Raw genomic sequence first — 19,701 nt, 5'->3', positions numbered from 1 at the left:
TGGAAAAAGTATATAATTTGTATTAGAATAAAGTAAATACTATATTTTCAAATGATGCTAATTTGGAGGAATAAACATGAGTAGGGTTGGAAGTAAAATAAGAGACGCTAGATTAAAAGCAAATATGACAGAAAAACAACTTGCTAAAAAAATTGGAGTAGCTGAAAAATTTATAAAAGAAGTTGAAAGTGGAAAGAAAGTTATAAATGAAAGCGTAATGGAGAAAATTTCAAAGGTTCTTGGAAAAGATTTAAATGATGTAACTATGTCTTTTGAAGCTGAAGTTTACGAAGAAGAAAAGGTGCAAACAAAGAAAAACACTAAATTAGAAAGAGTAAATGATGTGTGGGATGATGCACTAGGTTCAGTTTTAAAACCAGTGCCTGTTTACGGATATGATATGGCAAGAATAATTGAAATGAGAAAATTACCTATTATCAATAATAAGGTTGAGGGACACGCTAAAGATAAAGTTTTATACTTAAAAGTAGAAGACGATGATATGATTGGCTCTAGAATAGCTAAAGGAGATATTGCCTTTGGGTATATAACTCATGAGATTATAAATAATTCTCTTTGTCTTGTTGAATACAATGATGAAAGACATATAAGACAAATAAAAAGATTAGACAGTAATAAATTATTACTTATTAGCAATGGAAACAGTCTAAGAACTGAAACTGTAACTGCAAAAGATATTAATGTTTTAGTAAAACTTGAAAGAATTGAAATAAAACTATAGTAATAATAAAAAGAAGCATTAAAAAATGCTTCTTTTTATTATTACTGGTCTATAGGTTTTAAAATTTTAACTTTACATTTACCATCTAATGGAGAGGATATCTTTATATTAGATGATAGTAAATTATCAACATTAATCATATTATTAGTAAAATTATCAACAGAATCTAATTCAAAAGATAGATAAGTTGTCTTATAATGCATAGGTATTATTAGGTGAGGATTTATTGATTTAGCAACTAAAGATGCAGTATTACCATCTATAGTGTATATACCACCTACAGGAATCAATAAAACGTCAATATTGCCTATTTCATCTAAGGTTTCCTTTGATAAGATGTGACCTAAGTCGCCTAAATGACAAACTCTAAGGTTATCAGCTTCAATTACGAATATTGTATTGTTACCACGTTTAGCACCTTTGACTTCATCATGATAAGAAGGAATGCCTTTTATTGATACGCCATGTTTTTCAAATGTTCCACAGCTATCTATTATGTTTGCATTACCCTTTATTTCTTCAATGTAGTCATGATCGTAATGATGGTGACTTATTGTAACTATATCAGCAGTATCTGTATAAGTTTTATACCCAACAGATCTATCAAAGGGATCTGTTAAAATTTTTGTTCCATTAGAATCTTTAATTAAAAAGGATGAGTGACCAAACCAAGTTAATTCCATAAAAAAGACCTCCCTTTCTTTGATTATAAAATATTATATCATAACATAATACTTTACAATTAAATAAAACTTAGCAACTATTGCATTATTTGCTAGGTTAAAATAAAATATAAATATTAATACAATAAATATAGTGAGGTGATATTTTGAGGTATATTAAAAAAATGTTGTTTATGTTTTTGGGGATTATGTTTATTACTTTAGGAACTTACAATAATGTTTTAGCAAGTACTTATAAAAATATGGGACAAAAGTCTAATATAGTACTTAATAAGCATTGGGTTATTAAGTTTAATAAAGATGTGGACAGGAATACAATAAACAATAGTAGCATAGTATTGCAAGATGAAAACAATAATAATATAGCTATTGATGTGTTTTATAACAATAGCAGGCAAGTTACAGTATTTCCTAAAAACGAGTACAAGCCTAATACAAACTATACTTTATCTATAAAGGATAGTGTCAAATCTACTGATGGAAAAAGAATAAAGACTCCTGTAAAATTACAGTTTTCAACTGAAACAGTACATATAAAAACAATTAATGATATAACTGAAGTTACAGGACAAAGAGCTAATTATAATTTACCTAAAACTGTAGAAGCAGTAATGAGTGATGGGAGTATAAAAAATGTACCTGTTAAATGGAACAAAACATCTATAGACACATCAAATGCAGGAACTTTTTCAATTGAAGGAAAAGTTGATGGATATTCAAGAATTATAGTTTTAAAGTTGATAATAAACCCTAAAGAGATAACGGAACCACAAAAGGATTTTAAAGTAGTTATAGACCCTGCATGTGGAGGTAATTTATCAGCTTCAGTTGGACCTACAGGGGTAAATGAAAAGGATGTCAATTTAGCTATAGCATTGAAGTTAGGAAGTATGCTTAAAAATAAAGGGATAGATGTTATATACACAAGAAGTAATGATAATGTTTCTTGGGGAGATAAAGAAGATGATAATAGAAGAATTAAGATAGCTAATGATTCAAATGCAAATTTATTTGTAAGTATAAATTCAAACTCATATAATGCATCAGTTAATGGAGCAGAAACTTACTATTGTGAAGGAAATGCGATGGGATTAAAGCTTGCAAGTGAAGTACAAAATACTTTAGTGCAAGCAACTGGAGCAAGGGATAGAGGAGTTAAAGAGAGAAATTTTGGAATTCTTAAAGGAATAAAAATGCCTGGGATAGTTGTTTATCCTGGATTTATAACAAATGCACGAGAAGAAAAACTTCTTAAAGATGATAGTTATCAAAATAAAATTGCTAAATCTATAGCAGACAATGTATTAGCTAATATGTCAGGTACAAGTTTAAAACCAAGTGATGATGTTTCGCCATCTAAACCGATTGTTACACCAAAGCCACCTGTACCTGTTGAAAAGCCAAAGCCATCTACACCATCTACACCATCTAAAAGAATCAAAGTTGCTATAGACCCAGGTCATGGCGGATATGATTCTGGAGCGGTAGGTCATAATGGCGTACTTGAAAAGAATGTAACATTAGCTGTTTCATTAAAACTTGGGCAAGTATTAAAAAATAGTGGTATAGATGTTGTTTATACTAGAACTAGTGACAAATGCCCTTGGCCAAGTAATAAAAATGCTGAACTTCAAATGCGTTGTGATATAGCCAACAATGCAAATGCAGATTATTTTGTTTCTATACACTGTAATAGTGCAGATACATCGGCTGCCACTGGAATAGAAACATACTATGATAGAGATTCAAAACGAGGAAACATTTTAGCTAAAAATATTCAAAATGAACTTGTAAATGAGTTTGGATATAAAAATAGAGGAATTAAACCTTGTGGTTTCTATGTAGTTAGGCATACAAAAATGCAGGCAGTACTTGTAGAATTAGAATTTATAAGTAATTCTAATAGAGAACAAATATTAAACAATCCAAAATATCAACAAAGATATGCAGAGGCTATTGCTAGAGGAATTAAAGATACAATAGGAAAGTAATATGCATATGTAAAATTTAAACAAAATAATGAAAACTCATGTAAATAAGGTAACATAATAGAAAGGAAGAGATAAATATTATTAAGCGTATTTGTAATATAATGTCTCTTCCTTTATTATATTTATAAATATATAATTTATTACAATAGAAAAAGGAGACAAATCAATGAGAGAAGAGAGAGTTTTTTCGGCTAATTTATTTGGAATGATACTATTAATATTATTTAGTATAGCTCCAGTAGTTTTTGTGCCTGTTTTTAAAATTCTTAATATACCTAAAGGATTAGATATCGTAATTTTACAGATAGCCCTATTATTAGTGCCAACTATAATATACTTTATAATTACTAAGCAATCAGTAAAAGAAGTTTTAAGATTAAACAAAATAAATATAAAAAGTGTTTTTATAATAATTATTATAGGATTTTTAGCACAGCCAATAACGGTTTTTTTATCGTTAATAACTCAATTTATTTTCCCGAATAAAATTGGAATGGTAATTTCACAATTAAATACAATGCCATTAATACTACAAATTGCAATTGTTGCATTAACACCAGCAATATTAGAAGAAGTAACTATGAGAGGAATTGTATTAAGTGGATATAAAAATGTAGACATAAAAAAGGCCGCTATTATAACCGGATTATTCTTTTGTATGATACATAGAGATGGGAATCAATCACTATATACATTTGCATTTGGAATATTATTTGCATACTTAGTTGAGATAACCGGATCAATATTTTCCTCAATGATATGTCACTTTACTATAAACGGAAGTCAAGTAGTTCTAGCTTCTATATTGAATAAGGTTATTAGTGGAGGGGCAGGAGGACAAGAGCCTTATAGTAAAGGTATACATTCAATGTCATATATGCAGTTAACCATAGGAGTGGTCATATGGTTTATTATTGCCGTTGTATTTTTTAAAATACTTATGATTTTTATGAAAAAATTAATAAAAGTAAATAAATATGAGCAAATTAATAACAATAATGAGTATACAAAAAATTATAAAGTATTAAATTGGCCTTTTTATTTATCTTTAGTTATTTATATTATTACGATAATTACAGAGATAGTATATATTTATAAGTAAAAAATAATGTTATAAAATATTTTTGGGAAATATATACTTTATATGTAAAAATATAATATAATTAACTAAGAGAAAATTATATTAAAAAACAAGGGGGGAATGTCTGCATGAGAAATAATATAAATAATATGAACGAAGAAGAATTAAAAATGTTTTTGGATAAGAGGATGGCTACATTAGACCAATTAATAAATCAATATATAAAGTTAATAAAAGAAAAGACTAAGAAGAATAAATTTAAATCCATGAAGCAAAAAGCATACTACATAAACAATATATATAACTATGTGTCCTGGGTTAACGAACAAATAAAGATGAATGACAACGTATCTAGAGATACAAAAGTGATTCCACGAAGGGGAGAAATATGGACTTGTGAATTAGGACAAAACATAGGCTCCGAAGAAAATAAAATAAGACCTGTTATAATAATTCAAAATGATACAGGGAATAAAAATGCTCCTACTACTATAATTGCCCCTATATCCAATAGACCTAAAAAAATTGCCGTACATATAGAATTAAGAGAAAATGATTATAAATTAGAAAATGGTGAGAAAAACCATATAACAGGAACTGTTCTTTTAGAGCAAATTAAAGTTGTATCAAAAGCAAGGCTTGGTAGACATATAGCAACTCTTAATAAAGATTTTATGGAGATTTTAGACTCAAAGATAAAAATTTCTCTTAATTTGTAATTTATTTTTAGAAATTGAGTATAATAATAATATAAAGTACATAAAAACTAAAAAAAATACATAAAATTTTTAGTAAATTGGTAAAAACATATTGATTAACATAGACATTAATGTTACAATAAATTCGTTAATGATTTTACATACCTAATGTAGATTAGGAGATTATATTTCATATGATCCTTTACATAGTAACATACCTAGCTTGGGCTAGGAGATTATATATCATATAAATTGACATATTGGAAGCAAAGAGATTGGTATAAGCCAGTCTTTTTTGCTATAAAAATAAATTTTAAAAAAAGTAATAATAAATTGACAATAGGAAACTAATATAATATAATATGAGTTAAATTAATGAGAAACTTAAAAATATTTACAATTCATTAATAACTATGAACAGGAAAAGTATTTAAGATATATGCTTACAGAGAGTAGGGGATGATGGGAACCCTATAGCTAAACCTTAAAGAAAATCACCTGGGAGTTGAAAACTGAAAAGGCTTTTTGCTGAGTAAGTTTATCCGTGATTTCGCGTTAAGAAATAGAGTATGTTAGTACTTGAAGTGTGAATTTTCATAGGTGGTTATTATGCTACGTCCTTATGGGCGTAGCTTTTTTGTTTATAAAAATTAATTATTATAAAGGTTTTAAAGGGTAATAATTAAACTAGTGAGAAAAGTTAATAGACTTAATTAAAATAATGAAAGGAGAATAAAAACATGTACAATAAGATTGAAACTTCAGGAAATTTTGTTAATATGGAAGAAAAAATAGCAAAGCTTTGGAAGGATAAAGATGTAATTCAAAAGAGCTTTGATAGAAATGAAGATGGAGAATATTTTACATTTTACGATGGTCCTCCAACAGCTAATGGAAAACCACACGTAGGTCATGTTCTTACAAGAGTTATGAAAGACTTAATCCCAAGATATAAGGTTATGAAGGGGTATAAAGTTTTAAGAAAAGCTGGATGGGATACTCATGGACTTCCAGTTGAACTTGAAATAGAAAAGAAACTTGGAATTTCAGGAAAACCACAAATCGAAGAATATGGTGTTGAAAAATTTGTTAAAGAGTGTAAAGATAGTGTATTTAAATACACAAGTCTTTGGAAAGATATGTCTGAAAAACTAGGCTTCTGGGTTGACATGGATAATCCATATGTAACATATCACAACACTTACATAGAATCTGTATGGTGGGCATTAAAGACTATGTGGGAAAAAGATCTTTTATATAAAGGGCACAGAGTAACTCCATATTGTCCAAGATGCGGAACTGCATTATCTTCTCACGAAGTTGCACAAGGATATAAGGATGTAAAAGAAGCAACTGCATTTGTTAAATTTAAGGTTAAGGGAGAAGAAAACAAGTATATATTAGCTTGGACTACAACTCCTTGGACATTACCAAGTAACGTAGCTTTAGCAATTAATAAAGCATACGACTATGTTGAAGTAGAACAAAATGGAGAACACTTAATACTTGCAAAAGACCTTGCAGAAAAAGTATTAGAAGGAGAATATAAAGTAGTTAAGGAGTTCAAAGGTGAAGAATTAGTTGGAACAGAATATGAACAACTATTTAAATTTGAAGTTCCAGATAAAAAAGCTTTCTATGTAGTACACGCAGATTATGTAACATTAACTGACGGTACTGGAATAGTTCACACTGCACCAGCTTATGGTGAAGACGATAATATGACAGGAAAGAAATACGATTTACCACTTATAAACTTAGTTGATGGTGAAGGTAAATTTGTAGATTCAGTTACTCCTTGGAAGGGTATGTTTGTTAAAAAAGCAGATCCTAAAATACTAGAATTTATGAAAGAAAACGGAAGTCTTTATAAATCAGAGAAGTTCACTCACTCATATCCACATTGTTGGAGATGTGACACACCACTTCTTTACTATCCAAAAGATAGCTGGTTTGTAAGAATGACGTCTTTAAGAGATAAATTATTAGAAAACAATAATAAAATCAATTGGAATCCAGACAACATAAGAACAGGTAGATTTGGTAAATTCTTAGAAAATGTTATTGACTGGGGAATTTCAAGAGATAGATATTGGGGAACTCCTCTTCCAATATGGGAATGCGAATGCGGACATAGAGAATGTATAGGAAGTATTGAAGAATTAAAAGAAAAAGGAATTAACGTTCCTGATGATATAGAACTTCATAAACCATATATTGATGGTGTTAAATTAACTTGTCCACACTGTGGAAAAGAAATGACTAGAACAAATGAAGTTATTGACTGCTGGTTTGACTCAGGATCAATGCCATTTGCTCAACATCACTATCCATTTGAAAATAAAGAAGTATTTGAAAAGACTTTCCCAGCTCAATTTATATCTGAAGCTGTTGACCAAACAAGAGGATGGTTCTATTCATTACTTGCAATTTCAACTGCTTTATTTGACACAAATTCATATGAAAACTGTATAGTTTTAGGTCACGTTCTTGATAAACACGGACTTAAAATGTCAAAATCAAAGGGAAATGTTGTTGACCCATTTGATGTACTTCAAAATGAAGGTGCAGATGCTACAAGATGGCACTTCTACACTGCAAGTGCTCCATGGCTTCCAACAAGATTCTCAGAGGATGATGTAAAAGAAACTCAAAGAAAATTCTTAAGCACATTATGGAATGTATATTCATTCTATGTTTTATATGCTGAGTTAGACCAATTTAATCCTCTTGAATACAAAGATTTTGTATCAGAAAATGTAATGGATAAATGGATACTATCTAAACTTAATACTTTAATTAAGACAGTAGAAGAAGATTTAGATAATTACAAAATAACAGAAGCAGCTCTAGAACTTGAAGACTTTGTTGATGAGCTTTCAAACTGGTATGTAAGACGTAATAGATCAAGATTCTGGTCTACAGAACTTACTGATGATAAGATCGGTGCATACAAAACATTATATACAGTATTAACTACAATTGTAAAAGTTGCTGCACCATTCGTACCATTTATGGCAGAAGAAATTTATCAAAACTTAGTAGTTAACTTAGATAAAGATGCTATTGAAAGTGTTCACCTATGCACATGGCCAGAATATGACTTAAGTGTTGTAGATAATGAACTTGAAGGACAAATGGACTTAGCTTATAAAATAGTTAAGCTTGGACGTAGTGCTAGAAACGGAGCTAACATCAAAAACAGACAGCCACTTTCTGAAATGCTTATTAGTACAAAATCTCTTCCAGATTATTATGGAGATATAATAAAAGAAGAGCTTAACATAAAGAAAGTTGAATTTGGTGCAGACCTTTCAAAATACGTTAATTTTGAAATCAAGCCTAACTTACCTGTACTAGGAAAGGCTTACGGAAGATATATTCCTGCTATAAGAAAAGCAATATCTTCAATGGATCAAATGGAACTTGCTCAAAACATAAACAATGGTAAATCTGTATTTATCAATGTAGATGGACTTGATGAACAAATAGAACTTACAGAAAACAACTTACTTGTAGCAATGCAAGGACTTGAAGGATTTGCGTTTGCAGGAAGCAGTGGAGTTGGGGTAATTCTTGAAACAACTATTACAGAGGAACTTAGAGAAGAAGGTTTTGTTCGTGAAATATTAAGTAAGGTTCAAAACTTAAGAAAAGAAAGCGGATTTGAAGTTGCAGATAAGATAAAACTTTATTTTGCTGGAAATGAAACTCTTGAAGTTGTAATTAAGAAGTTTGAAGAACACATAAAGAAAGAAACTTTAGCAGTTTTAATATCTTACAATGAAGATAGAGAATATGTAGATAGTAAGATAAACGGAGAAGAATTAAAAATAGCTGTTGAAAAACAAGATTAATAAATATATTAAAACCCCACTATCAAATTTGGTAGTGGGGTTTATTTAATTACTTAATTCATTCCAGTTTTCTATGATTTCAGTTAATTCTATCATTAGATTATTTTTATCTCTTGCCTTAGCTGCTCCACGTATTCTTGCTATATTTATTTCCATATCATATAGTTGCCCTCTTTCAACGCTAAACTGAATTCTCTTTTGTATCTTTTCCCAAGCATTTTTTATATTATCAGTATCATACTGAACCTGATCCCAATTTTCAGATCTACAATTATCAATAGCTGAGTATACAAAAGACATCATATCATCAGAAGAGTTTCTAGGCTGTTTTAGGTACTTACCACTAAGCATTATTATAATAAATAAAACTAAAAGTGACACTGGAACAAGATACTTAATAAATTTGTTATTCATAAAAACCTCATTCCTTTCCATAAAAGATAATCATGACTTAATATGATCTTTATATAGATCTATGTATAAATTATCTGGTGGACATAAGGAGGCAAGAAAAACATCAGATACTTTAAGATTACGAAGCTTTAATTGTCCTTTTAACCATTCTACATCAGTGTTTGCGTTTTGAAGATTTTTTTCTATTATTACTCCATCATATATAATCTCGAAACTAGGATTTGCAGGAGAAGTAGGTATATTTAAGTCTTTTAAGGTTACATTATTATATTCACTCTTTTTAAGTACAGACAGTGTTCCGTCTTTTTCTAAAAGAGCAAATTTTACTTCATTTAAGTTAAATATATTTTTGCTTCTTAGTTGAGCAAGCAAATCTTCTATTCTATATCTACGTTTTCCCATGGCAGATTCAAGAATTTGACCATCTAACATAATAATAGTAGGTTTGTCATCTATGTAATCTGATGCTGGTTTAGATTTTAATGTTATAAACTGAAATATAACAGCAAGTAGTACCCATATTGTTATTCCAACCCAGTGAGGCCAAGCTCTACTCGTTAAATCTGTAGTTAAACTTGAAGCTGTTGATCCTATTGTTATTCCAATTATATAGTCAAAGAGAGTAAGTTCACTAATAAGTTGTTTCCCAAGCAATCTTGCAAAGATTAGTAGAGTAAAAAATCCAATAATACCTCTAATAACTACCACAAGACCTTCATTCATAGAATCACTCCTATTAATTGTTTATTAAGATATAATTAGTATGCTAAAAAAACAAAATTTTATGAATTTAATATGATTTTAAGAATAATATATGGGGAATAGTAAAAAAATATTTTTAGGTAAAAACACTTACTTGTGTTTTAAATGTTTTATATTGTATAATTGATAATAAGAATAAAATAAAGTAGGAGTTGGTAATATGGCAACTTCAATAAAAGATGTGGCTAGAGAAGCGAATGTATCAATTGCAACTGTATCAAGAGTTTTAAACAATGTGGATGTAGTTAACGAAGATACAAAGAAAAAGGTTTTAGAAGCTATAAAAAAATTAGATTATAGACCTAATATTGTAGCGAGAAGTTTAAAAACACAAAAAACAAGAACTATAGGAATTATAGTGCCGGATATATCTAACCCCATTTATCCTGAAGTTGTAAGAGGCGCTGAGGATGTTTCTAACATCTACAATTACAATATAATACTTTGTAATACAGATTTAGAACCAGATAAGGAATTAGAATACTTAAGGGTACTTGGTGAAAAGATGGTTGATGGAGTTATATATATTAGTAATTCCTTAGAAGAAAGAACTATAAAAACTATAAAAGATAGTAATACTCCATTAGTTCTAATAGAAACTAATGGTAGAGAAACTAATTTTCCGAGCGTAATAATTGACAATAAAGGTGCAGCTATAGATGCTGTCAATTATTTATATAAAAAAGGAAATAGAAAGATAGCTTATATAGGTATTTCTGACGATGTAATAAATGCTAGTGCTATAAGACACGAAGGATATATTGCTGGTCTTGAACAAAATAATTTATCGTATGACAAGAATATAACTTATTTTTGCAATTATTCATTAAAGGCTGAAGATGGATACAAGGCTATGAATAATATTCTAGAAAAATCAACAGATATAGATGCTGTATTTTGTGTTAATGATGAAATTGCTATGGGAGCTATAAATGCTCTTAGAGATAAAAACATTAGAGTACCAGAAGACGTTGATGTAATGGGATTTAACGATACTCATGGTGCAGAATATTTCTATCCAAGACTTACTACAATAGCACAACCATTATATGATATGGGATCTGTTGCAACGAGAATGCTTATTAAAAAAATAAACAATGAACCTTTAGATAAAGAGTTATTTGTTTTGCCATATGAACTTATTGAAAGAGATTCATGTAAATAAAGAAAATCAATGTATGTCGAAAAGGCATGCATTTTTTTTATACACTTAATTGGAATTTTATGGTATAATCAAAAAGCATAAGGTAAAAAATGTAAATGAAAAACAAATTAATTTAGCCTAGGAGGTATGCGTATGGACACCAAAGAAAGGCTGAAAAACATTATTTATTATTTGATGAATGTTAATAATATGAATTCTAAAATTGTAAAAAATATTTTAGAGTATAAAGATTTTCTTTGGGAAAAAAATCTTATAGCACAAGGGTGTATTTTAAAAATAAAAAATAATGGCGCCAAGTATATAGAGATAGAAAAAGAGTATAAAGATTTATATAATACCTTTTCAAAGTTATATATGAAACTTGAAAAAAGCAAAGGCAAATTAGAAATTATTTGGGGATATTGTTTCTTTACATGGAAGATAAAAAATAAAAATATAGCACATCCACTATTTTTTTATAAATGTGATCTTGAGTTTGATGAAGAAAACCAAAAGTACATATTAAAACCTGTTGATAATAAGTTTTGTATGGAAATAGAAATTTTAAAAAATTTGAGTTTTGATCATTTAGAAGAACTTTTAAAAGTAAAAAATAAAATTCAAGATGAATTCATATCTATTGAAAGATTAGATTGTATTGAAAAAGGAATGGAGGTGTTTTCTGAAGCATTAAAAATAAAAAAACCTAAATTAAAGAAAATAGAAGGAGGATTAGTTGATTATAAAGAAATAGAAATTATTGAAGAGATGCAGTTTTATCATGAACCTATAATAATTCTTAGAGAATATAATACAAAAGTATGGAATAAAGAATTAAATGGTCTATTGAAATTTATAAACGGTTCACAAGAGATACCATCTACCTTAGAGGCTTTAGTAGATGATAATTATTTAATGAAAATAGATAAAAACAAAGACTTGTGGAATGATGTTGGACAAGAACCACTTTATTTATTACCAGCAAGTAAAGAACAATTACAAATAGGAAAAAAGATAGCTGATAATTTTGGTGTTGTGGTTGAAGGGGCACCTGGTACAGGAAAAACTCATTCTATAGCAAATCTTATTTGTAATTTTTTATACCACAATAAAAAGATTCTTATAGTAAGCAATAAACAAAATATACTTGAAAAGATTTTTAACACTATACCTGAGAGTATACGGCATTTATGTGCAAACTGCAAAGAAGATACTTTAGAGAATTTATCTTCAATATATAGTTCCATAAATAGTATTATTTATAAAATACACTTAAACTCTAATGAAGATAAGAATACTATAAATAAATTAGAGAATGAATTAAAGTTATGCAGAAAGAAACAAGAAAACGTATATAGAAGAGTAGAAATATCCAAAAATTTAGATAACAGAGAACTTAAATACTTAGGTAAAGATTATAAAATAAGAGGGATAAAAAAGTGGATAGAAAAAAATAGAGCACAGTATTCTTGGATAGAAGACGATATAAGAAACATAAAAGAACCTCCAATTACCGATGCAAAGTTTTCTAAGCTTCTATATGTAATGAGCAATATTACAAAAAAAGAAATTAATGAATTTAATGAAATAGGAGGATTATTATATAATATACCGCCTTATTCAGATTTATTACAAAGAATTAAAAGAAAGTGTGAACTTGAAAGAAACTATAGCAGGTATAAGTTAGCTGTTAAGGATTGGTGTATATCTTATAATTATAAATATGATTATGAAAATATACTTAAACTTTTAAGAAGTACGCAAAATTTTTTAATATCTATAGAAAATACTTGGATAAAAAATATTCTTGCATGTGCTAGAAAAGGAGAAATAGTAAGGGGGGTGTTACAACAAAAAATATTAGAATGTAACTACTATATAAAAAAAATAGGTAGTTTGAAAAAAGAAATTACTGGGTATAAGGTAGAGATTCCATTAGAAATGGACAAGATGTATCTACTAGATAAGTTGGAAGAGGTATATAAGCAGTACAATCAAAAAGGAAAGATAAATAAAATATTTAAACTGCTTCACAGCGAATGTGATGAAATATTAGAAAAGTGTAAAGTGAATTCTAAAGAAATATCAAATAAAAATGAAGTAAAAATAGTAATGATGTTTATAGAGGAGGGATTAATAGAAGAAAAATTAATATCTCTTTGGAACAACTCTATGAGTGAGTATGGATCTAAAAAGATAAAAAATATTAATATAGAGACGCTATCAAATTTAGAGGATTATATAGATAAAATTGATATTATTATAAATTGGAATTCTAAAGTAGTAAACAAGATAAAGAGTTCCATGAAAGAAATAGTATTTTTAAACAAGATTGATTGGTACAATAAAGAGACTTATAGTAAACTTCAAAATGGAGTGTTAAGTATTAAATATATAAGTGAGTATGAAGGCATAAAAAGTTATATTTCAAATATAGAAAAATTAATATCTAAGGTTAAGGGCTTTGAAGAAATAGGAGAGGCAATTAATAGAAAGGATATTGTTTCTTTAAAACAGTGTTATAAGAGGATAGACAGGTTAAAGAGTCTAACTCCAAATATTAGGGAAATGGAGTATATATCACAAACATTAGAAAAGACTTGTCCAAAACTCATAACAAAACTCATAGAAGAAAAAGACAGAATGAATATGCTGACTAAATACAAAAATTTAAGTGTAGCATGGCTTTGGAAACAGCTAAATTACGCAATTGAAGATGAATATGATAAGTTTAAGCTAGAAAATATAAATAGAGCAATACAAGTAGAGAAGGAAAAAGAAAATAATATAATAGAAAATTTAGTTGTAAAAAAAGCTTGGTATAATACTTTATCATCTTTAAAGGAGTATCAAAAGAGAAGCTTATATTCTTTTAAAGAGGCGATTTCTAAACTTGGAAAAGCATCAGGAAAAGATGCATCAATGTATATAAGTTTAGCTAAAGAAGAGATTAAAAAGTTTCAAGAATTTATTCCAGTTTGGATTATGACACCAGAAAATATGATTAGAAACTTAGAAATATCAGAGGATATGTTTGATGTTGTTATATTTGACAATGCAAACGATATGAATTTGTTTTCTATGTCTGCTTTATTTAGAGCTAAAAAAGCTATTGTTTTTGGAGATGAAAATCAAGCAAATATAGAAAAATCAATTCAGGATAATAAAAAGTCAAAATTATTTGCAAAGAAGTATCTTCGGGATATTCCAAATTGGCAATGGCTTAATATGAAGACAAGCATTTATTCAACAGCACTTAGGGTATTTCCAGTTACAGTTTCTTTAAAGGAAAACTTTAGGTCTCCATCTGAAATAACTAATTTTAGTAATAACTTATGTTATTCAGGAAAGGTATTATCGACTAAGTCCCAGGAGGCTTTCGGAGAGCTTTGGTCTCCTATTAAGACTGTAAATATAAATGGAAAAAGAGAAAGAGAAAATCAAATTAATTTAGTGGAAGCAGAAGCTATAGCTGATACGGTAGTTAAGTGTTGTCAGAATCCTTTATATAGAAATATGTCTATGGGAGTTATATCTCTTTTAGGAGATGAACAAGGAGAGGTAATACAGAACTTGTTAGAAAAGAAACTTGGACAAGACAAAATTAGAGAAAGAAACATACTTTGTGGAAACCCGTATACTTTTCAAGGGGAAGAAAGAGATGTTATATTTTTAAGCATGGTAATTAGTAATAATATAAAATTTGCAACGTTAACTAAGGATTCTGATGTAAGAAGATTTAATATAGCTTGTAGTAGAGCCAAAAAGCAAATGTGGCTTTTCCATTCAGTTGAATTAGAGGACATGAGTAAGGATTGTATAAGATACAAATTACTTGATTATTGTAAAAATTTTAAAATTATAAATAAAAAAGGTAATATTAAAATAGCGTAAATTTATAACAAACGGAGGCTTACAAATGAAATGCTATACAATAGGATATTCAGATAGAAAATTAGAAGAATTTCTTGAGTTATTAAGATTATATAATATTGATTGCGTTATAGATGTACGAAATACTCCCTATGCAAGAAATAATAATAGGGTATATGATAAAGAGATTATAGAAAAGCAAATTAAACAGTCTGGGATAAATTATATTTATATGGGAAATCAGTTAAGTATAAAAAATATTTATAGTGAATTAAAAAGAAAAGGTAAGTCTATGAACTTTCATAATGCATTAGAAGACAATATTTTTAATAAAGGTATTAACAAAGTTGTTGAGGGTATTAAAAGAGGACACACAATTGTTTTAATGTGTGAAGAGAAAAATCCGTTTAATTGTAGTAGAGGAATTTTTCTTGGATATGCACTAAAAAAAGAAGGAATTAAATTAGAGCATATAATAACTGATGTTATGCTAAAAAATCAAGATAGAATAGAAGAAGAGATCTATATAACATATGAGCCTTTTTTCCAAGATGAATTTGTAAATTTAACCATTCAAGATATGGTAGAATATGACGATTATGATAAGGTAAATTTTAATTGTATAAAGAAAAGAGTAATAGAAGAAGGATACATTAGAAAGTTTAAACAAATAAAAAGCTAGGTTTATAAGCTCACTCCCCCATAAGAGCATATATATAAAGGACTATTGTGGAATAAGAATTTTCCCGATAGTCCTTACTATTTGTTTAACTTATAGCATTATACAAATCTGCATAGAAGCCATTGTTATTTAAAAGTTCTGTATGAGTACCTCTTTCTTCTATTCCTGTTTCAGTTAATACTATTATTTCATCTGCATTTTTGATGGTTGATAACCTATGTGCAACAATTAAAGTGGTTCTTCCTTTTACAAGTTCATCTAAGGATTTTTGTATTATGGATTCTGTTATATTGTCAAGGGCGGATGTAGCTTCATCTAATATTAATATTTTAGGATTTTTTAAGAAAACTCTTGCTATGGATAATCTTTGTTTTTGACCACCTGAAAGTTTTAATCCTTTTTCTCCTATATAAGTATTATAGTCCTCAGGAAGATTCATTATAAAATCGTGTATATTAGCTTTTTTAGCAGCATTTATAATTTCATCATTACTAGCATTTGGATTACCATATAGTATATTTTCTAAAATAGTACCTGTAAATAAAAATACATCTTGTTGTACTATTCCTATTTGTTTTCTAAGAGATTTTCTTGTAACAGTAGAAATATCTATACCATCTATTGTTATTTTACCTGAGTCAATATCATAGAATCGTGGTAGAAGATTACATAGAGTTGTTTTTCCACCACCGGAAGGACCAACTAAGGCTATAGTTTTTCCAGCTTTTATATGAAGATTTACTCTATTTAATACTCTTTTTTCTTCATCATCATATTTAAATGTAACATTATCAAATAAAATATCGCCTTGAATATCATTTATATCCTTTGCATTAGAAGAATCTTTTTCTTCTTCAACATCCATGATCTCACAAAATCTTTTAAAACCAGTCATACCAGATTGAAGTTGTTCAACAAAGTTTATAAGTCTTTTTATAGGATTCATAAACATAGTTATATAGAGAAGATATGCCACATAATCTCCTAAGTCTATAATACCTTTATATGTAAAATATCCTCCTAAAGATAGTATTGCTAGGTTTAGAAAGTCAATTATAAAGTTCATTCCAGAAAAAAATTCAGCCATTGCTTTATAAGCATATTCTCTAGCTACTTTAAAATTCATATTATCTTTTTCAAATTTTTTTATTTCATAGTCTTCATTTACAAAAGCTTTAGAAACCCTATGTCCTGCAATTGAATTTTCAAGAGAAGCATTGACATTGGCTATTCTTACTCTTGTTTCAGTGAAGGCATCAGACATTTTTATTCTCTTTTTTATTGCAAACCATATTAAAAGTGGTATAAATGCGAAGGTGATTAATGTTAGAGGAATGTTTATAGTACATAAAATAATAAATGAACCTAGTATCATTATTAAAGATATAAACAAATCTTCTGGACCGTGGTGTGCAAGTTCTGATATGTCCATTAGATCATTTACTATTCTAGACATTATTACACCTGTTTTATTTTCATCAAAAAATTTAAATGGTAGATTTTGAAGATGAGTAAATATATCTCTTCTCATGTCAGCTTGCATTCTAACTCCAACAACATGCCCCCAATATTGAAGAAAGTATGTTAATGCTTTTTTAATTAAATAAATTACTAGTAAAACTATACACCATACTATAAGAAAATTTAGCTTTTTATTTGGCACATAGTCATTTATTATGTTCCTAGTTATCATTGGATAAAATAAATCACAAATTGCCATCAAAAAAGCACACAGTAAATCTAAAATAAAAAGCTTTTTATGAGGTGTATAGTATTTTATAAATTTCTTTATCAAAGAAAATACCCCCTTATCGTATAATTAATATTTAATTATAGCATATAAATGTAAAGAATAACCCATAAAGTGCCAATGGATAATAGAAAAAGGGGTTATAAAACCGAAGTATATTTTTAAATGACTAATACAAAGTAAAAAAAATATTATATATTGACAAGCTACAAGGTTTTATAATAATATCTTATTATACCCTATAGGGGTATGGTAAAGGAGGGATATACATGGCGTTAAGGTTATGGAAAAAATACTCATTCATTATTTTATTAATAGTTATAGGTGCGGGATTTTTCAACACTAAGATAGCTATTATAGCTATTATGTGTATGCTAGGACCTATTGTGTTGGCTATAATGGGAAAGGGAAGATTTTGGTGTGGTAATATTTGTCCAAGAGGCAGTTTTTACGATAGTGTACTAAAAAAATTCAGTAATAAAAGACCTGTTCCGAGAGTTTTAAAATCTAAGATTTTTAGATTAGCTGTCATTGTATTTATGTTTTATATGTTTGGCAATGGAGTATATAAAAATTGGGGAAATGCTGAGGGCATTGGTTTAGTATTTTATAGAATGATAGTTATTACTACATTAGTTGGTATATTTTTATCTATGTTTTATAATCATAGATCCTGGTGTAATCTTTGTCCTATGGGAACCATAGCAGCATTTATATCACGATTTAAAAGAAATAGAAAGACACTAAAGGTTAATTCTAGTTGTATGTCATGTAAACTGTGTCAAAAGGAATGTCCTATGGGTATAGTTCCATATGATTATAAAGGAGATATTTTATCACATGTAGATTGTATACAATGTGGAGAGTGTATGAGAAGTTGTCCTAAAAGTTCAATAAAATATTAAATATTATAGATAAAAATAAAAGTCTCTTAAAAGAGCTTTTATTTTTTTATAGAAATATATTTATTTAATTAGGATATTAAAGTGAAAAAACAATATATTAATATATGTTACAATAGATTAGTGAATAATATATGGAGGTTGATTCAATGAATAATAAAACAAAAGCTGTTTTATATATGCTATTATCTGCATTGGGATTTGCATTTATGGGGGCAATGGTAAAGCTTGCAGGAAATTTGCCAGTAATAGAAAAAGTGTTTTTTAGAAATTTTATAAGTTTATTTGTTGCCTTTGGTGCGTTAAAAAAGACTACTGGTCCTATACTTGGAAAAAGGGAAAATCAAAAATATTTATTGGCAAGAGCGTTACTTGGACTTACAGGAATGTTTTTGTACTTCTATTCTATAGATCATTTAAAACTTGCAGATTCAGCTATGTTAAATAAGTTATCACCATTTTTCATAACACTATTTGCTATAATGTTCTTGAAGGAAGAATTAACAAGCATGAAAGTAGTATCAATGATTATTGTATTTATGGGTGCATTACTAGTTATAAAACCTCAATGGGATTTAAGTATTATACCAGCAATTGCAGGATTCTTATCGGCAGCATTTGCAGGGGGAGCATATACTTTAGTTAGATTTTTAAAGGATAGAGAAAATCCATCAACTATAGTTTTTTATTTTTCATTAGTATCTGTACTTGGAGCTTTCCCATTTATGGCAATGAATTTTATTATGCCAACTAAAATTCAATTTTTATACTTAATTCTAACAGGTGTATTTGCCGCTATTGCACAATTTTCCTTAACGTATTCTTATAAGTATGCACCAGCATCAGAAGTTGCAATTTATAATTACGTTAATATAGTTTTTTCAGGAATCATAGGATTCTTTATTTGGAATGAAATTCCAGACAAATTAAGTATTTTAGGTGGGGTTATTATATTAGTGATGGCAACCATTGTGTACTTTTATAATAAGAAAAGATAAAAATAGAGAAGAATTATTCCGTAGGTGTTTATTCCTACGGTTTATATTTTTTTTGGAATAGAACAAAAACAAACAAAATGTGATAAGTACGAACAAAAATTGTTAATTATATAACTATATTGAC

At 28.2% G+C, this 19,701-nt stretch carries 14 protein-coding genes and 1 other annotated feature; of the genes, 10 read left to right on the top strand and 4 right to left on the bottom strand.

Annotation, left to right across the window (positions count from 1 at the left end):
- Positions 1-76 precede the first annotated feature (76 nt).
- Positions 77-742 carry a S24 family peptidase gene (locus tag NT01CX_RS10875; RefSeq protein WP_011723096.1) on the top strand — a complete coding sequence of 222 codons (666 nt, stop codon included), beginning with the start codon at positions 77-79 and terminating at the stop codon, positions 740-742.
- 41 nt (positions 743-783) lie between these two features.
- Here the strand turns inward: NT01CX_RS10875 and NT01CX_RS10870 are convergent, their stop codons facing one another.
- Complete coding sequence (locus tag NT01CX_RS10870) at positions 784-1,425, bottom strand: MBL fold metallo-hydrolase (protein ID WP_011723095.1); 642 nt, start codon at positions 1,423-1,425, stop codon at positions 784-786.
- Positions 1,426-1,598: 173 nt separating this feature from the next.
- Between NT01CX_RS10870 and NT01CX_RS10865 the strand changes: the two genes are divergently transcribed.
- From NT01CX_RS10865 to ileS, 4 genes are all read left to right on the top strand, one after another.
- Complete coding sequence (locus NT01CX_RS10865) at positions 1,599-3,416, top strand: N-acetylmuramoyl-L-alanine amidase (RefSeq protein WP_011723094.1); 1,818 nt, start codon at positions 1,599-1,601, stop codon at positions 3,414-3,416.
- Positions 3,417-3,582: 166 nt separating this feature from the next.
- The gene (locus NT01CX_RS10860) at positions 3,583-4,518 is read left to right on the top strand and encodes a CPBP family intramembrane glutamic endopeptidase (RefSeq protein WP_011723093.1); all 936 of its coding nucleotides are present in this window, start codon (positions 3,583-3,585) and stop codon (positions 4,516-4,518) included.
- 107 nt (positions 4,519-4,625) lie between these two features.
- Positions 4,626-5,216: a type II toxin-antitoxin system PemK/MazF family toxin gene (locus tag NT01CX_RS10855; RefSeq protein ID WP_011723092.1), complete on the top strand. Its 591-nt coding sequence runs from the start codon at positions 4,626-4,628 to the stop codon at positions 5,214-5,216.
- A 383-nt stretch (positions 5,217-5,599) separates the two neighbouring features.
- Positions 5,600-5,820: a binding site (T-box leader), on the top strand.
- Positions 5,821-5,935: 115 nt separating this feature from the next.
- Positions 5,936-9,052, top strand: a complete 3,117-nt coding sequence (gene ileS, locus NT01CX_RS10850; RefSeq protein WP_011723091.1) for an isoleucine--tRNA ligase — start codon at positions 5,936-5,938, stop codon at positions 9,050-9,052.
- 45 nt (positions 9,053-9,097) lie between these two features.
- On the opposite strand, the gene NT01CX_RS10845 is transcribed toward ileS, so the two are convergent.
- Both NT01CX_RS10845 and NT01CX_RS10840 read right to left on the bottom strand, forming a co-directional pair.
- Positions 9,098-9,466: a DUF4363 family protein gene (locus NT01CX_RS10845; RefSeq protein ID WP_011723090.1), complete on the bottom strand. Its 369-nt coding sequence runs from the start codon at positions 9,464-9,466 to the stop codon at positions 9,098-9,100.
- Between the two features lie 30 nt (positions 9,467-9,496).
- A complete protein-coding gene (locus NT01CX_RS10840; RefSeq protein WP_011723089.1) occupies positions 9,497-10,189 on the bottom strand; it encodes a DUF421 domain-containing protein in 693 nt (230 codons plus the stop codon).
- 199 nt (positions 10,190-10,388) lie between these two features.
- Between NT01CX_RS10840 and NT01CX_RS10835 the strand changes: the two genes are divergently transcribed.
- The 3 genes from NT01CX_RS10835 (at position 10,389) to NT01CX_RS10825 (ending at position 15,927) form a co-directional block, all read left to right on the top strand.
- On the top strand, positions 10,389-11,393 hold the full coding sequence (locus NT01CX_RS10835; RefSeq protein WP_011723088.1) for a LacI family DNA-binding transcriptional regulator: 1,005 nt from the start codon (positions 10,389-10,391) through the stop codon (positions 11,391-11,393).
- A gap of 132 nt (positions 11,394-11,525) precedes the next feature.
- Positions 11,526-15,266, top strand: a complete 3,741-nt coding sequence (locus tag NT01CX_RS10830) for a DEAD/DEAH box helicase (protein WP_011723087.1) — start codon at positions 11,526-11,528, stop codon at positions 15,264-15,266.
- Positions 15,267-15,291: 25 nt separating this feature from the next.
- Entirely contained in the window at positions 15,292-15,927 is a 636-nt protein-coding gene (locus NT01CX_RS10825) for a DUF488 domain-containing protein (RefSeq protein ID WP_011723086.1), read from the top strand.
- Positions 15,928-16,012: 85 nt separating this feature from the next.
- Here the strand turns inward: NT01CX_RS10825 and NT01CX_RS10820 are convergent, their stop codons facing one another.
- Positions 16,013-17,722, bottom strand: a complete 1,710-nt coding sequence (locus tag NT01CX_RS10820; RefSeq protein ID WP_011723085.1) for an ABC transporter ATP-binding protein — start codon at positions 17,720-17,722, stop codon at positions 16,013-16,015.
- A 224-nt stretch (positions 17,723-17,946) separates the two neighbouring features.
- On the opposite strand from NT01CX_RS10820, the gene NT01CX_RS10815 reads away from it, so the two are divergent.
- Positions 17,947-18,582 carry a 4Fe-4S binding protein gene (locus NT01CX_RS10815; protein ID WP_011723084.1) on the top strand — a complete coding sequence of 212 codons (636 nt, stop codon included), beginning with the start codon at positions 17,947-17,949 and terminating at the stop codon, positions 18,580-18,582.
- A 146-nt stretch (positions 18,583-18,728) separates the two neighbouring features.
- Positions 18,729-19,577, top strand: a complete 849-nt coding sequence (locus tag NT01CX_RS10810) for a DMT family transporter (RefSeq protein ID WP_011723083.1) — start codon at positions 18,729-18,731, stop codon at positions 19,575-19,577.
- The last annotated feature ends 124 nt before the right edge of the window (positions 19,578-19,701 follow it).

Source organism: Clostridium novyi NT (genome assembly GCF_000014125.1).
Classification (GTDB): Bacteria; Bacillota; Clostridia; order Clostridiales; family Clostridiaceae; genus Clostridium_H; species Clostridium_H novyi.
This window is presented reverse-complemented; position numbering and strand designations above follow the sequence as displayed.

Bases quoted from the DNA above. Each gene is read 5' to 3' on its own strand.
- NT01CX_RS10845 (WP_011723090.1), bottom strand. From the start codon at position 9,466: ATGAATAACAAATTTATTAAGTATCTTGTTCCAGTGTCACTTTTAGTT.
- NT01CX_RS10830 (WP_011723087.1), top strand. From the start codon at position 11,526: ATGGACACCAAAGAAAGGCTGAAAAACATTATTTATTATTTGATGAAT.
- NT01CX_RS10815 (WP_011723084.1), top strand. From the start codon at position 17,947: ATGGCGTTAAGGTTATGGAAAAAATACTCATTCATTATTTTATTAATA.
- NT01CX_RS10840 (WP_011723089.1), bottom strand. From the start codon at position 10,189: ATGAATGAAGGTCTTGTGGTAGTTATTAGAGGTATTATTGGATTTTTT.
- NT01CX_RS10870 (WP_011723095.1), bottom strand. From the start codon at position 1,425: ATGGAATTAACTTGGTTTGGTCACTCATCCTTTTTAATTAAAGATTCT.
- NT01CX_RS10855 (WP_011723092.1), top strand. From the start codon at position 4,626: ATGAGAAATAATATAAATAATATGAACGAAGAAGAATTAAAAATGTTT.
- ileS (WP_011723091.1), top strand. From the start codon at position 5,936: ATGTACAATAAGATTGAAACTTCAGGAAATTTTGTTAATATGGAAGAA.
- NT01CX_RS10835 (WP_011723088.1), top strand. From the start codon at position 10,389: ATGGCAACTTCAATAAAAGATGTGGCTAGAGAAGCGAATGTATCAATT.
- NT01CX_RS10865 (WP_011723094.1), top strand. From the start codon at position 1,599: ATGTTTTTGGGGATTATGTTTATTACTTTAGGAACTTACAATAATGTT.
- NT01CX_RS10810 (WP_011723083.1), top strand. From the start codon at position 18,729: ATGAATAATAAAACAAAAGCTGTTTTATATATGCTATTATCTGCATTG.
- NT01CX_RS10825 (WP_011723086.1), top strand. From the start codon at position 15,292: ATGAAATGCTATACAATAGGATATTCAGATAGAAAATTAGAAGAATTT.
- NT01CX_RS10875 (WP_011723096.1), top strand. From the start codon at position 77: ATGAGTAGGGTTGGAAGTAAAATAAGAGACGCTAGATTAAAAGCAAAT.
- NT01CX_RS10860 (WP_011723093.1), top strand. From the start codon at position 3,583: ATGAGAGAAGAGAGAGTTTTTTCGGCTAATTTATTTGGAATGATACTA.